The 14,250-nt window shown below is 48.5% G+C and carries 15 protein-coding genes; 1 reads left to right on the top strand and 14 read right to left on the bottom strand.

Features of this window, described 5'->3' with window-relative positions; genetic code table 11:
- Positions 1-80 precede the first annotated feature (80 nt).
- The 14 genes from FD01_RS00785 to FD01_RS00720 form a co-directional block, all read right to left on the bottom strand.
- The gene (locus FD01_RS00785) at positions 81-512 is read right to left on the bottom strand and encodes a F0F1 ATP synthase subunit epsilon (protein ID WP_054718022.1); all 432 of its coding nucleotides are present in this window, start codon (positions 510-512) and stop codon (positions 81-83) included.
- A gap of 13 nt (positions 513-525) precedes the next feature.
- Entirely contained in the window at positions 526-1,977 is a 1,452-nt protein-coding gene (gene atpD, locus FD01_RS00780; RefSeq protein ID WP_056962282.1) for a F0F1 ATP synthase subunit beta, read from the bottom strand.
- Between the two features lie 54 nt (positions 1,978-2,031).
- Positions 2,032-2,952, bottom strand: coding sequence for a F0F1 ATP synthase subunit gamma (locus tag FD01_RS00775; protein ID WP_056962281.1), 921 nt, complete (start codon positions 2,950-2,952; stop codon positions 2,032-2,034).
- A gap of 11 nt (positions 2,953-2,963) precedes the next feature.
- Complete coding sequence (atpA, locus tag FD01_RS00770; protein ID WP_056962280.1) at positions 2,964-4,481, bottom strand: F0F1 ATP synthase subunit alpha; 1,518 nt, start codon at positions 4,479-4,481, stop codon at positions 2,964-2,966.
- A 21-nt stretch (positions 4,482-4,502) separates the two neighbouring features.
- Entirely contained in the window at positions 4,503-5,048 is a 546-nt protein-coding gene (atpH, locus tag FD01_RS00765) for an ATP synthase F1 subunit delta (RefSeq protein WP_054718029.1), read from the bottom strand.
- On the bottom strand, positions 5,035-5,526 hold the full coding sequence (atpF, locus tag FD01_RS00760) for a F0F1 ATP synthase subunit B (RefSeq protein ID WP_054718032.1): 492 nt from the start codon (positions 5,524-5,526) through the stop codon (positions 5,035-5,037). Before atpF ends, atpH begins: the two co-directional genes overlap by 14 nt.
- A gap of 92 nt (positions 5,527-5,618) precedes the next feature.
- Positions 5,619-5,831 (bottom strand): F0F1 ATP synthase subunit C, encoded by a 213-nt coding sequence (atpE, locus tag FD01_RS00755; protein WP_054718035.1) that lies wholly within the window; start codon positions 5,829-5,831, stop codon positions 5,619-5,621.
- A 16-nt stretch (positions 5,832-5,847) separates the two neighbouring features.
- Complete coding sequence (gene atpB, locus FD01_RS00750; protein ID WP_054718038.1) at positions 5,848-6,564, bottom strand: F0F1 ATP synthase subunit A; 717 nt, start codon at positions 6,562-6,564, stop codon at positions 5,848-5,850.
- 504 nt (positions 6,565-7,068) lie between these two features.
- On the bottom strand, positions 7,069-7,698 hold the full coding sequence (upp, locus tag FD01_RS00745; RefSeq protein ID WP_054718041.1) for a uracil phosphoribosyltransferase: 630 nt from the start codon (positions 7,696-7,698) through the stop codon (positions 7,069-7,071).
- 49 nt (positions 7,699-7,747) lie between these two features.
- On the bottom strand, positions 7,748-8,980 hold the full coding sequence (gene glyA, locus FD01_RS00740) for a serine hydroxymethyltransferase (RefSeq protein ID WP_056962279.1): 1,233 nt from the start codon (positions 8,978-8,980) through the stop codon (positions 7,748-7,750).
- Between the two features lie 48 nt (positions 8,981-9,028).
- Positions 9,029-10,042: an L-threonylcarbamoyladenylate synthase gene (locus tag FD01_RS00735; protein ID WP_054718044.1), complete on the bottom strand. Its 1,014-nt coding sequence runs from the start codon at positions 10,040-10,042 to the stop codon at positions 9,029-9,031.
- A gap of 20 nt (positions 10,043-10,062) precedes the next feature.
- Positions 10,063-10,896, bottom strand: a complete 834-nt coding sequence (gene prmC, locus FD01_RS00730) for a peptide chain release factor N(5)-glutamine methyltransferase (protein WP_056962278.1) — start codon at positions 10,894-10,896, stop codon at positions 10,063-10,065.
- Positions 10,889-11,968 (bottom strand): peptide chain release factor 1, encoded by a 1,080-nt coding sequence (gene prfA, locus FD01_RS00725; RefSeq protein WP_056962277.1) that lies wholly within the window; start codon positions 11,966-11,968, stop codon positions 10,889-10,891. Before prfA ends, prmC begins: the two co-directional genes overlap by 8 nt.
- Before the next feature lie 47 nt (positions 11,969-12,015).
- Positions 12,016-12,618 carry a thymidine kinase gene (locus FD01_RS00720; RefSeq protein WP_056962276.1) on the bottom strand — a complete coding sequence of 201 codons (603 nt, stop codon included), beginning with the start codon at positions 12,616-12,618 and terminating at the stop codon, positions 12,016-12,018.
- 152 nt (positions 12,619-12,770) lie between these two features.
- Between FD01_RS00720 and FD01_RS00715 the strand changes: the two genes are divergently transcribed.
- Positions 12,771-14,114: a Mur ligase family protein gene (locus FD01_RS00715; RefSeq protein WP_054718047.1), complete on the top strand. Its 1,344-nt coding sequence runs from the start codon at positions 12,771-12,773 to the stop codon at positions 14,112-14,114.
- Positions 14,115-14,250: the final 136 nt, after the last annotated feature.

The following is a 14,250-nucleotide window of genomic DNA, read 5'->3' as shown; positions in this document are numbered from 1 at the left end:
CAATTTCGGTCTAGGTGCGGTGTCAAAAATATATCAACTCTACTTGACGAAGAGCCTAAAAGACTTGATCACTTTTGGATTTACTTACCAGTTTTAACGTGGATCCGGTTGATCGCGCGTTGCAAAGCGACTTGTGCACGTTGCAATTCGTCTGGATCAGACTTGGTTTTCGCGTCATCGATGCGGCGTTGGGCCCGAGCCCGAGCGGCTTCGGCACGCGTCAAATCGATATCGCGTTCACGTTCAGCGGAATCAGCGACGATGGAAGCGACATTGCCGCTCATTTCCATAAAGCCACCGTTGACCGCAATCGCATCTTCATGACCTGGGTTATCAGTCCGCTTAACGCGAATTTCCCCGATCACTAAAGGTGCAACGACTGGTTCGTGGTTGGCCATGATCCCCAGTTCACCAGCGATGGTTTTCACCACCACCATGTCCGCATGGTGATCATAAACTAAACCGTTTGGGGTGACAATGTTCACCGTTAACACATTCGAAAGTTCAGCCATAATGCCTTACCTCCTAGTTTGCTGCGGCTTGCAAGTCATCTGATGCATTGGCGTCAGGATCAAAGCCCATCTTCTTGGCTTTTTCAACGACATCTTCGATACCGCCGACCAAACGGAAGGCTTCTTCTGGATAATCGTCATATTTACCATCGAGGATATCTTTGAACCCGCGCACAGTGTCTTCGACCTTCACGTACTTACCAGGTAAGCCAGTGAAGCGTTCGGCAACGGAGAAGGATTGTGACAAGAAGTTCTGGATCCGACGCGCACGCGCAACGGTGATCTTTTCGTCATCAGACAATTCATCCATACCTAAGATAGAGATGATATCTTGCAATTCCTTGTAACGTTGCAACACTTGTTGGACCTTCATGGCCACGTCATAGTGTTCTTGGCCGACAATTTCTGGGGTCAAGGCGCTAGAAGTGGATTCCAATGGATCAACGGCTGGGTAGATCCCTTGCTGCGTCAAGCGACGTTCCAAGTTAGTCGTGGCATCCAAATGGGCGAAAGTCGTGGCAGGCGCAGGGTCGGTATAGTCATCGGCAGGCACATAAACGGCCTGGATAGACGTAACAGAACCCTTCTTCGTTGAAGTGATCCGTTCTTGCAATTGACCCATTTCAGTCGCCAACGTTGGTTGATAACCAACGGCTGATGGAATCCGGCCAAGCAAGGCAGAAACTTCAGAACCAGCTTGCGTGAAGCGGAAAATGTTGTCGATAAACAACAGCACATCTTGGCCTTCGACATCACGGAAGTATTCCGCAATGGTCAAACCAGTCAAGGCCACACGCATCCGGGCACCAGGTGGTTCGTTCATTTGACCGAACACCATGGCCGTGTTTTTCAAAACGCCAGAACCTTGCATTTCAAAATACAAGTCGTTCCCTTCACGGGTCCGTTCGCCGACACCAGTAAACACTGAAATGCCGCCGTGTTCTTCAGCGATATTGTGGATCAATTCCTGGATCAAAACGGTTTTGCCGACACCGGCACCACCGAACAACCCAACTTTCCCCCCACGCAGGTAAGGTTCAAGCAAGTCGATAACTTTGATCCCAGTTTCAAGGATCTCAGAAGTCGTGTTAAGGTCTTCGAACGCAGGAGCTTCTCTATGGATAGCATCGCGGCGGTGATCAGCCGGAAATTCAGGGCCGTTATCGATCGTCTCGCCTAACACGTTGAACACCCGGCCGAGGGTATCTTTACCAACAGGCACGGAAATCGAAGCACCAGTATCAGTAACTTCCATCCCACGTTGCAGCCCATCAGTAGAGTCCATCGCAACGGTACGCAACACGCCGTCGCCAAGTTGTAACGTTACTTCAAGAGTCAAAGTTTTGTCATCAGACTTAGCAACAGTCAACGCATTGTTGATCGCTGGGGTTTCACCGTTAATAGGGAATTCGACGTCGACAACAGGGCCGATCACTTGCACGATTTTACCAGTATTATTACTCAATCAAATCGTCCTCCCTGTTGTAGATTCAAGCATAATGCTTGTTGATTGTGATTGTTATTCAAGCGCGTTTGCCCCGCCGACGATTTCAGTGATCTCAGTGGTGATAGCCGCTTGCCGGGCCCGGTTATAGGTCACAGACAAACGAGAGATCAAATCATTGGCGTTATCAGTGGCTGATTTCATGGCTGTCGTTGAGGCTGCATGTTCGGCAGTCTTAGCATCCATGATCGAACCAAAGATCAAGCTTTCAGCGTATTGTGGCAAAATAGCTTCCAACACAGCATCAGGATCTGGTTCTGTGAGGTAGTCGATATTTTTGTCAGCCACTTCCGACACATCCAAATCGGTGATCGGAAGCATTTTTTCAGCTCGGAAAGCAGAAGTCAACGAGTTGACATGGTGGTTATAGCAAACATAAAGTTCGTCAAACACACCAGAATCAAACATCGTGACCGCAGTTTTCACGATTTCGCGGACTTCGTTGAAGGTTGGAATGTCAGAAACACCCCGATATTCATACGCCAGATCCACGCCGCGGGCTTTGAAGAAGTCAGCGCCAGTGCCACCGACAGCTAATATGCAATATTCGTCAGGCGACTTATGGTCGTCTTGGATCATTTGCATCATCGCTTTTAAAATGGTGGAATTGTAGCCGCCGACTAACCCACGATCAGAAGTGATCACGAGATAACCGGTTTTCTTGACTTCGCGTTCTTGCAAAAGGCTGGCAACTTTGAAGCCTTGTTTGGCATCAGCTTTACCATCAGTTTGCATCGCTTCTAGTTGCAACAGTTGGGCTGCAGCCAAATGCGTCACGATTTCGCGCACTTTGTTGGCGTAGATCTGATAATTGTTCGCGCGTTTTTCGATTTGAGAAAGCTTGGCACCTGAAACCATTTGCATGGCTTGGGTGATCTGACCAGTTTTCTTCGTCGAAGCAATTTGGCGCTTGATGTCCATTAATGATTCAGCCATGCGGCACCTCCTTATTTCGCGTCGGTGCTAGCAGCGAACCCATCAGCAAAGGCTTTGATGGCGGCATCAAAGGAGTCGCCTTCAGGCAGTTTGCCAGTGTTTTTAATGGTATCAAGATCTTGTTTGTCGTTGGAGTCTAAGTAATCGGCTAAGCCAGCTTCAAAGCTAGCAATATCGTCGATCGCAATGGCATCCAAATACCCGTGAGTCAACGCATACAGGCTGGCCACTTGGTATTCGACAGGCATTGGCTTGTGAACAGGTTGCTTTAAGACTTCAACCGTCCGCCGCCCACGGTTCAACTTGGCTTGCGTTGCCGCATCCAAATCAGAACCGAATTGCGTGAAGGCTTCCAGTTCACGGAAGGACGCAAGGTCCAAACGTAAAGTCCCGGCAACTTTCTTCATCGCCTTGATCTGCGCATCACCACCAACACGAGAAACGGATGACCCAGCATCGATGGCAGGACGTGTGCCTGAGTAGAACAGATCAGATTGCAAGAAGATCTGCCCATCGGTGATAGAAATCACGTTGGTTGGAATGTAGGCGGAGATATCCCCAGCTTGGGTTTCGATGATCGGCAAGGCAGTCATTGAACCGCCGCCTAAATCATCAGACAATTTTGCAGCCCGTTCCAATAAACGTGAATGGGTGTAGAAAATGTCCCCAGGATAGGCTTCACGACCTGGCGCACGGCGCAGCAGGAGGGATAATTCACGATAAGCAGTGGCTTGCTTGGTTAAATCATCATAAATGATCAACACATGCTTGCCGTTGTACATGAATTCTTCACCCATAGCCGCACCAGCATAAGGCGCGATGTAAAGCATTGGTGCAGGTTCAGAAGGACCAGCAGTCAATACAATGGTGTAATCCATGGCACCATATTTCTTCAACGTTTCCACTTGAGCACGAACGGTGGAGTCCTTTTGCCCAATGGCGACGTAGACACAGATCATGTCTTGGTCTTTTTGGTTGATGATGGTGTCAATGGCGATCGATGTTTTACCTGTTTTACGGTCGCCGATGATCAATTCACGCTGGCCACGGCCAATTGGAACTAATGCATCGATGGCTTTCAAACCGGTTTGCAATGGTTCCGTAACGGATTGCCGTTGCATAACGCCTGGGGCTTTGACTTCGATTGGGCGAGTGTTGGTCGTCTTGATCGGGCCATTGCCGTCGACAGGTTGTCCCAAAGAGTTGACAACGCGACCGATCATCGCTTCGCCAACAGGCACTTCCATGATCCGGCCAGTGCGTTTCACTTGGTCGCCTTCGTGAATGTCGTCAAAACTCCCAAGAATAATGATACCAACATCATTACTTTCAAGGTTTTGGGCCATCCCGTATGAGCCATTGCTAAATTGCAGTAATTCACTGGCCATCGCGTTTTCAAGGCCGGTCGCACGGGCGATCCCATCACCCACATAGGTAACAGTGCCGACTTCTTCAACATCGAGGTCATCTTGATAGTTTTCAAGTTGTTTTTTGATCAGAGAACTGATTTCCTCAGTCTTGATGCTCATCCGGTTCACCTCTTTTTCAAGTTACTTCGCGAGCAATTGTGCCCGCAGTTTCCCTAAACGAGTTGCCACAGACCCATCGATCAAAGCATCGCGAGTCTGGACTTTCACGCCACCTAATAATGCGGCATCGACTTTAGTAGTCATTTGCACAGTGTTGGCGTGAAATTTATTGGCAATTGCTTGGCTTAATGCAGATTGTTGATCGTCAGTTAACGCAACTGCCGTCGTGACGGTGGCGTCAAGCTGGCCGATCGCATCCGCATAGCGTTGATCGAAATCTGTAAAGATAAACGGTAAAGCCGCAATGCGGCCATAATCAAACGTCACTTGCAGTAAGTTGGCGACCAAACTGGACGCTTCAGACTTTAAGGTGTCGATCAAGGCTTGTTTATCTTCGAGTTTTACGGTCACAGCAGTCAATGTGGCCAACAAGTTAGGGTTTTGCGCCATCACTTGACGCAAAGAAACGAGCTCTTCGGACACGGCTTGAAGTTGATCAGTTTCCTGAGCTGCTTCAAACAATGCGCGAGCGTAACGCGGAGCTACAGTGGCATTAGTGAGTGCCATTGACATCACCTAACCCTTTGATGTAGCCATCGATCAAGGCTTGTTGATCGTCTGCGTTCAATTCCTTGCCGATGATCTTCGTGGCAATTGCCAACGAAAGCTCAGCAACATCATCTTTGGCGGAGTTCAAGGCATCGGCTTTTTGTTGCGCGATGTCTTGTTGCGCATTAGATTTCAAAGTCGCGACTTCAGCATGCGCTGCGTCGACGATTTCTTGACGTTGCTTTTCACCGTTTTGTTTTGCGGTAGACACAATCTTAACGGCATCGGCCTGGGAGTTTTTGAGCTCGGCTTGGCGCTTTTCAGCCAGCGCCTGGGCTTCAGTGCGGGCATTTTCTGCGTAGTCTAAGTCATTGTTGATCTTGTCAGAACGTTCGCCCATCATCTTGGTCACAGGACCCCAAGCGAATTTTCCAACGAGGACCATCAACACGGCAAAAGCCACTAACAGAAAAAGCATGTCACCTAATGAAGCCATGTGTAGCCACTCCCTTTCCAATACACCTCAAAGCGCAAGGCTAAAAGGTGTGATAGTCGAGTGTATGACCTGTTCAGGTCACGCGCCCTGTATTACTTGCTCATCAACATGAAGGCAACAACGATGGAGATGATCGGAACGGCTTCAATCAAACCAACACCGATGAACATCGTGGAACGCAATTGGCCGGATAATTCTGGCTGGCGTGCCATCCCTTCAAGGGTTTTAGAGATAACTTGACCGTTACCATAAGATGCGGCGAGCGCGGCGAGGCCGGCTGCGATAGCTGCGGCGATGTATTGCATATTCTTCTTCCTCCTATTATTCAGAAACTACCTTGTGTGACGTATAAACCATCGCAAGGGTGACAAAAATGTATGCTTGGATCGATCCAATGAATACTGAGAACCCTTGCCAGACCATTTCTAGCACGAACCCAGCAATAAAACTCGTTGGACCGCCCAGTCCTGAGAACGCAAATTGACGAATCAGCAATACCAATACTTCACCAGCGAAGATGTTCCCATACAAACGCATGGATAACGTGACGAAGTTGGTAAATTCTTCAATAATGTTGATCGGCAACAAGAACGGCACTGGCGAGATAAACCCGTTGAGATACCCTTTGAAACCTTTGAATACAACACCGAAGTAATGCGACAGTACTAAGACCAACATCGCTAACGTCATGGTGATCACAGGATCAGCCGTTGGCGAACGGAACCAAGTTTTGCCGCCCACATCAACTTGTAAGAACAAGCCGACCTGGTTATTGATGAAAATGAACAAGAACAGCACAAAAGCCAGAAGTCCAAAGCGATTCCCTTCAGGCCCAGGCATTTGTTGCTTCACGATCCCGTTGGTAAAATCGATGACCCATTCTAAAATGTTTTGTTTGCCACTAGGCCGCAATTGCGGTTTGCGTGATAACCAAAAGACTAAGAGGAAGGTCAACGTTGCCGTGATCAAGATCGCCAAGTCATTCGTCAAATTAAACGTTAGCCCAAACAATTTAACGTAGGGATAACTTTCGTTCACAGAATTCACCTCCTTAACCGAAGCAATAGTGTATGTAGGGCTCGTCAACCAACATTGACAGTCAGGCATTAACTATCGTTTCTAAAATCGCGGAATGTCCGGATACTTATCCTTCAAAACACAACCATTACTCTATCACCAAATGGTAGAAAAGACAAAGCGTCTCGTCACATTTTTGTCATTTTGTCGTCTAGCTTTTCAGAACTTTTTTCATCGCTTGTCATAGTACTATTCGCTTCTCTGAATAACGGCAAATGCCCATGTGACTGCCTGTCATCGATACCGCTTGAGGTTGCAAGCTTCCTTTGTCACCAGGCAACCGCTAAAGGCGGCGCTTACATTCCATTTTGAGCTTAAACATGAAAGTTCGCTTACATCTGTTGTAAGTTTCGGTTTTCAACTGTACTTACAGGCATGCTTCACTGCTCTGTCCCCACCGGTTCATCAAGCGCTGAATTTACGCCACTAAAAAAGTCGCCATTGCTGACGACTTTTTGCAAAACTTTATTTGGTACCGAACAAACGGTCACCGGCATCGCCTAAGCCAGGCACGATGTAACCGTCTTTGTTCAAGTGATCATCTAATGATGCCGCATAAATGTCAACATCAGGATGGGCTTCTTGAACAGCTTTAACACCTTCTGGGGCCGCCACTAACACGACCAAACGCATGGAGGTCGCACCACGCTTTTTCAGCGCTTCGATCGCCATGTTGGCTGAACCACCAGTAGCGAGCATCGGGTCAACAATGATCAAGTCACGTTGATCGATGTCTGTGGGCATTTTAACGAAGTATTCGTGAGGCTTCAACGTCACTTCGTCGCGGTACATGCCGATATGACCCACTTTAGCGGCTGGGATCAATTCCAAAACGCCGTCGACCATGCCCAGGCCAGCGCGTAAAATCGGCACCACTGCCAATTTCTTGCCGGCGAGTTCTTTTTGAACCGTCTTGCCCATTGGGGTCTCGATTTCAACGTCTTCCAACGGTAAGTCGCGGGTGATTTCATAAACCATCAATTCCGCAATTTCGTTGGCGACTTGACGGAACTCCTTGGTCCCGGCGTTCTTGTCGCGAATCAAAGTCAGCTTGTGTTGAATCAGTGGGTGGTTCAAAACCGTAAATTTGCCCATGCTAGTTAGGTCCTCCTTCAAATTTATGCGCCAATGCGCAAAACCTTATCTATGATAAAGGATGAAGGGCAGTTAACGCAAGGACTGATTGCTTAATTTCGGCAAGTTTTGTCGGATCTTCACGATTTGCGATAGCAGCAGAGATCAATTCTGCCACTTTTTTGCATTCTGCTTCGTTGAAACCACGCGTGGTGATGGCAGCAGAACCGATGCGGACACCAGAAGTTTTGAACGGGCCATTTTGTTCGCCTGGGACTTGGTTTTTGTTGGTGGTGATGTCTACCGTATCCAAAAGATCTTGCACATCGCGGCCAGTCACGCCATAACCGGTGACATCAAGCAAGACCATATGGTTGTCAGAGCCGCCTGAAATCATCTTCAAATGGTCATCTTCAGCAAAGCCTTCACACATCGCTTGGGTGTTTTTGACGATTTGTTGCGCGTAAGTCTTAAATTCTGGCTTCAACGCTTCACCTAAGGCCACAGCCTTGGCGGCGATCACATGATCCAAAGGTCCGCCTTGGATGCCTGGGAACACCGCAGAGTTGATGGCTTTGCCGTATTGGGCTTTGGCTAAGATCATGCCCCCACGCGGACCGCGTAAGGTTTTGTGCGTCGTGGTGGTGACCACATCGGCATAAGGCACTGGGTTCATATGCGCGCCACCAGCAACTAGGCCTGCGATATGCGCCATATCCACCATCAAAAAGGCCCCAACGCGATCGGCGATATCACGGAAGCGAGCAAAATCGATTTTACGACTGTAAGCAGACGCGCCAGCTACGATCATGCGTGGGTGAATTTCTTCAGCGATGGCTTGGATCTGGTCATAATCCAAACGGCCAGTTTCAGGATCTAACCCATAATGATAGAAGTGATAGGTTTGGCCGGAGAAGCTAACGGCTGCCCCATGCGTCAAATGCCCACCATCAGTCAAGTCCATGGCTAAGACTTTGTCGCCGTCTTCAAGAAAAGCGCGGTAAGTGGCCATGTTCGCACCAGAGCCTGAGTGTGGTTGCACGTTGGCATATTCGGCGCCAAACAATTCTTTAGCGCGGTCAATGGCGAGTTGTTCGATCACGTCGATATACTGATTGCCCCCATAGTAACGGTGGCCAGGATACCCTTCAGAATACTTATTGGTCAACACAGAGCCTTGAGCGGCGCGCACCGCTGGGCTGACAATGTTTTCAGAAGCGATCAATTCGATGTTGTGCTGTTGGCGTTGTTCCTCATCATGAATTGCAGTAAACACTTGTGGATCATAATCGTTAAAGTCCAATGTCTTGTACCCCTTTCTGAAAGTAGCTTCAGTATACCAGAACGTTTTTCACTTTGCAGGTTTAAAGTGTTCGTTCCCAGCAGATTTTAATAGCCGGTTCATGTAAGCGGCACCGAGGCCAACAGCAGGAAAGGCTTGCGCCAACACTAAGGTCACGGTTGGATGTAAGTCAAACCACCGTAAGCCGGCAAACAGCGCATGCGTCGCGCTTTGAATATCTGTCCCTAATGAAAACTGTGGTGTTGCATCTGGCACTTGCGCCAAAATATCATCAGTCGCCAAAACCCCGAATGGTTGATTTTGGGTGGCGATCCATTTCAAGGCTTCTTGAAATTGTTCGGGATCATCGACAATGATCACTTGCGCAGTTGGGGCATAATGCTTGTACTTCATGCCTGGCGCTTTCGGCGTTTCATTGGCGCCAACGTGGTGCATTTCCGAATCCACAGTCCCGATCACCGGATACAATTCTTTTGGTCCAATGGCACCAGGGCGTAAAATCGCAACGGGATCCACAGTCAAGTCCACAATCGTTGATTCCACACCGACTTCAGTTGGACCATCATCTAAAACGCCTGCGATTTCCCCATCAAAATCATGCAGCACATGATCAGCAGTGGTAGGCGAAGGCTTCCCAGATTTATTGGCAGAAGGCCCCACGATCGGCACCCCAGCTTCGGCGATCAATTCGCGCGTCAGTTGGTTTTCTGGCATTCGAAAAGCAGCCGTGTCTAACCCACCAGTAACGGTTTTGGACAAGGAACCTGGATGAATGGTCAAGATGATCGTCAACGGACCTGGCCAAAAGGCGTCCATCAATTTCTCAGCTTGTGGCGTAATGTCAGCAAACTGCGCGACCATTTCCCGGCTGGACACCGTGACGATCAATGGATTATCGCTGGGCCGGCCTTTGGTGGTATAAACCGATTTTGCGGCTTGGGCGTTAGTAGCGTCGGCCCCAAGTCCGTAAACTGTTTCAGTAGGAAAAGCAACCAATTCACCGCGACGCAAAGCTGCGGCAGCTTCTGGGATCGTGGTTTGATCAAAGCGTTTTGTTTCCAATTGAATAGCATCCCTTCTATTTAAAATGTCAATTTCACCATGCGCGGATGACCGGCAAGATCTTGTCGAAATTCAACTTGTGCTTGTGGCAGGACCTCAGCAAACAATTTTGCCAACGCCGGCTGTTGCTGATAACCAAATTCCAAATAAGCCTGACTGCCGGCATGCACATGCTCAGGCAATTGCTGACAAAAGCGTTCAAACAATGCCAGGCCATTGTGATCGGCAAATAACGCCAAATGCGGTTCAAAGGCCAGCGTGCTTTCATCCATCACATCAACTTCTTTGTGGCTGATGTAAGGCAAGTTCGACACGATGCGGTCAAATCGTTGTCCAGCGACTGCACTAAATAAGTCACTTTGCTTAAGTGTGACCTCAACTTGCAACCGTTGGGCATTTTGTTGGGCAATGGCTAAGGCATCCGACGACACATCCATCATCGTGACATCAAGTTGTGGGCATTGGGCTTTTAAGGTGATGCCGATCACCCCACTACCAGTGCCAACGTCCAATAACGTCTGCGCTTGCGCACGGTCTTCTGCCACCCAAGCGACTAGTTCCTCAGTTTCAAATCTTGGGATCAAGACTGCTGGGCTGACCTTGAAATCATGTCCGTAAAATGGCGCCAACCCGATAATATATTGCGCTGGCTCATGTTGCAACAACCGCGGAATGGCCGCTTCAAACGCCTTGGCAATAGGATCTGGCATGACATCGCGGCCATGCAATTGCAACTGCGTCGGGGTAAAATCGCCTAAATATTCCAGCACATAGCGAGCAGCATCCGGGTCGATGCCGGCTTTTTGAAGCAAAGAAGACGCTCCTGCGAGCGCCTCATGATAAGTCTTATTCACCGATGGACTCCAGCTTCTTGGCTTGATCAGCGACCACTAAGGCATCAATGATCTCACCTAAGTCACCGTTCATGATCCGATCGAGTTTGTTTAAGCTCAAGCCAATGCGGTGATCGGTTACCCGGTTTTGCGGATAGTTGTACGTCCGGATCCGTTCAGAACGATCCCCGGTACCCACAGCGGTTTTCCGCTTTTCAGCGTATTCGGATTCATTTTGACTTTCATAGTAGTCATAAACCCGCGCGGTTAAAATTTGCATCGCCTTGACCCGGTTTTGTTGCTGGGAACGTTGATCTTGCATGGTGACCACAATATTGGTTGGGATATGCGTCATCCGCACCGCAGAACTGGTTTTGTTGATATGCTGACCACCGGCACCACTGGAACGGTACACATCCGTACGAATATCTTTAGGGTCGAGCTTTAAATCGACTTCATCATATTCTGGCATCACGCCAACTGTGGCCGTACTGGTGTGGACTCGACCAGCTGATTCAGTCACAGGGACGCGTTGCACACGATGGGCGCCAGATTCATATTTGAGCTTGGAGTAAACCGAATCGCCTGTGATCATCACGGCCACTTCTTTATACCCGCCGACTTCAGTAGGATTTTCGTCGATGATCTCCAGCTTCCAGCCTTGGCGTTCAGCATATTTCATATACATGGACAACAAATCAGCGGCAAACAAGCTGGCTTCATCCCCACCGGCAGCGCCGCGGATTTCCATGATGATGTTTTTGTCATCGTTAGGGTCTTTAGGCAACATCAAGACTTTGATTTGGTCTTCTAAGTCTTCGAGCTCTGGGCGTAATTCCGCTAATTCTTCTTTGGCGAGTTCTTCAAGATCTTCATCTTTGGATTCACGCAAAACGGATTCCGCTTCATCGAGATCTGCTTTGGTTTTTTTGTACTTTTGGTAGGCGGCGACGACTTCACGCATGCTGCCTTCTTCTTTGGAGAGTTTCAAGTAGCGATCCGTGTCTTGGATCACTTCTGGGTCACTCATCAATTCTTGTAATTCATCATAACGGTCGAGCAAACCGTCAAGTTGGGCTAAAATCTTATCCATAATTCCTCCGTGAATGACTTAGGCAATCGACATGATAAGCAAAATCGCTAGGACTTGCTCAGCCGATATTCCGCCAAGTTTTCAGGCGGAAAATAATAATGATGACGGCATACTGGGTAGTAGGATTCATTACCGCCGATTTGGATCTGTTCGCCAGCATACACTGGCTGGTCATCATGAACCCGCAAGTTCATGATGGCTTTTTTCGCGCAAAACCAGCAAATGGTTTTCATTTCTTCGATTTTATCTGCGTATAACAGCAAATATTTTGAGCCTTCAAACAATTCATTTTTAAAATCATTCTTCAAGCCAAATGCCATCACTGGGATCTTGAGTTCATCCACGATCCGCGCGCATTCAAACACATGATGCTTTTGTAAAAATTGCGCTTCGTCAATCAACACACAATAAGCATTCGCATCCAGTTGTTGGACCAGATCAAAAACATTGGTGTCTGCGGCAATCGGTGTGGCTTCGCGTTGCAAGCCGTGAATGCGACTGGCAATCATCCCCACGCCTGAACGGTTATCCAAAGCCGACGTTAAAATCACCACGGATTTATTTTGTTCTTCATAATTATGTGCGACTTTTAAGATCTCAATGGACTTGCCTGAATTCATCGCCCCGTAGCGGAAAAATAGCTGCGCCAAGTGGATGCCTCCTTGATTGAAAATATACCTCAACTATTATAACGAATTTTCACGCTGAGTAACAGCGCAATTGATATAACCCTGTTGCCACTTGGCACGTGTGGTAAAATAAATGCAACTAACCTGAGAGGAAGAGCACATTGGCCCATTCAATCACTTTCAAAAGCCGCGTGGCGATCATCGCCGGGCGGTTCAGCTATTGGTTTTTACACACGTTTATGAAAGGTGGCAGTTCCCTTCCTGGCAAAATTGCGCGCCGCATCGATCCCGATGTGCTGCAAGCTTTAGGCCGCGATTACGATGTGGTGATCGTCACTGGGACCAACGGCAAAACGTTGACCACTAACTTGATCACCAAAGTCCTCAATCAAAAATATCAAGAAGTCCTCACCAATCCCACTGGCTCCAACATGATGCAAGGGATCATCACCGCGTTTTTGGCCAAAGGTAAACACGGCAAACGTCGCTTGGCTGTCCTTGAAGTCGATGAAGCCAACGTGTTGCCAGTTTCGCAATACTTGACGCCGAAAGCATATGTGATGACCAATATCTTCCGCGATCAAATGGATCGTTATGGCGAGTTTTACACCACGTATGAAAAGATCCTCGCCGGCATCCGCTTGCATCCCACTGCGACGATCATCGCCAATGGTGACGCCCCGATTTTCTCCTCGCGTGAACTCCCGAATCCTTGGCGTTATTACGGCTTTGCGTTAAGTGAAAATCAAAACGATGATCAAGTCGCGCCACCGAATACCGACGGCGTGTTATGCCCAGTGTGTGAACACATTTTGCACTATCATGGGATGACCTATTCCAATTTAGGCAGTTTCTTTTGTCCCCACTGCGGGTTTAAGCGGCCTGCCTTAGCGCATGCTGTGACTAGCGTTTCCGACTTGACCCCCACCAGTTCTGCATTTGCCATCGACGGTCGCGATTTGACCTTAGGGATCGGCGGCATGTACAACGTCTACAACGCACTGGCCGCGTATTCCGTTGGCGCAGAATTCGGCGTTTCTGCTGACGCAGTCGCCAAAGCTTTCGCCTACGATGAAAAAGTCTTCGGTCGCCAAGAAGAAATCAATGTCGATGGTAAAACCGTGACCTTGATCTTGGTGAAAAATCCCGTTGGCCTAAATGAAGTCCTCGCGATGATCCAACGTCAACCTGATCACTTTGGCTTAGGCGTCTTACTAAATGCCAATTACGCCGATGGCACTGACACCAGTTGGATCTGGGATGGCAACTTTGAACAATTGGTTGAATCCGGCCGAGCGACCACTTATTTAGTCGGTGGTGAGCGTTACAAAGATATCGCCTTTCGCATGACCGTCGCTGGCGTCGACAACCTGATCGAAAAGCCAGACCTCGGCGATGTGATCAACCAAGTGAAACAAATGCCTGAAGATCACGTTTACTTACTGGCAACTTACACTGCCGTCTTGCAACTGCGCAAGAAGCTAGCAGATGGTGGATATATCAAACAAGGGTTCTAAACTCAAAACAGCTGATCGACTGAAAAAGTCGGTTCGCTGTTTTTTTGACCCGTCGCCAACAAGTTTAGCCTTGTAAATATTCTTCCCCGCGTTTTACAATCAAGTTAGCCACTATCGTTAGCACTCAGACAAAATA

The sequence above is a fragment of the Lacticaseibacillus manihotivorans DSM 13343 = JCM 12514 genome (genome assembly GCF_001435035.1).
Lineage (GTDB): Bacteria > Bacillota > Bacilli > Lactobacillales > Lactobacillaceae > Lacticaseibacillus > Lacticaseibacillus manihotivorans.
Note: the sequence above shows the minus strand (reverse complement) of the source record. Positions and strands in the feature narration are given on the sequence as shown.

Excerpts from the sequence above, each read along its gene's own strand:
- atpF (WP_054718032.1), bottom strand. The coding sequence starts at position 5,526 with ATGGCTTCATTAGGTGACATGCTTTTTCTGTTAGTGGCTTTTGCCGTG.
- atpH (WP_054718029.1), bottom strand. The coding sequence starts at position 5,048 with ATGGCACTCACTAATGCCACTGTAGCTCCGCGTTACGCTCGCGCATTG.
- prfA (WP_056962277.1), bottom strand. The coding sequence starts at position 11,968 with ATGGATAAGATTTTAGCCCAACTTGACGGTTTGCTCGACCGTTATGAT.
- FD01_RS00785 (WP_054718022.1), bottom strand. The coding sequence starts at position 512 with ATGGCTGAACTTTCGAATGTGTTAACGGTGAACATTGTCACCCCAAAC.
- upp (WP_054718041.1), bottom strand. The coding sequence starts at position 7,698 with ATGGGCAAATTTACGGTTTTGAACCACCCACTGATTCAACACAAGCTG.
- atpE (WP_054718035.1), bottom strand. The coding sequence starts at position 5,831 with ATGCAATACATCGCCGCAGCTATCGCAGCCGGCCTCGCCGCGCTCGCC.
- atpA (WP_056962280.1), bottom strand. The coding sequence starts at position 4,481 with ATGAGCATCAAGACTGAGGAAATCAGTTCTCTGATCAAAAAACAACTT.
- FD01_RS00775 (WP_056962281.1), bottom strand. The coding sequence starts at position 2,952 with ATGGCTGAATCATTAATGGACATCAAGCGCCAAATTGCTTCGACGAAG.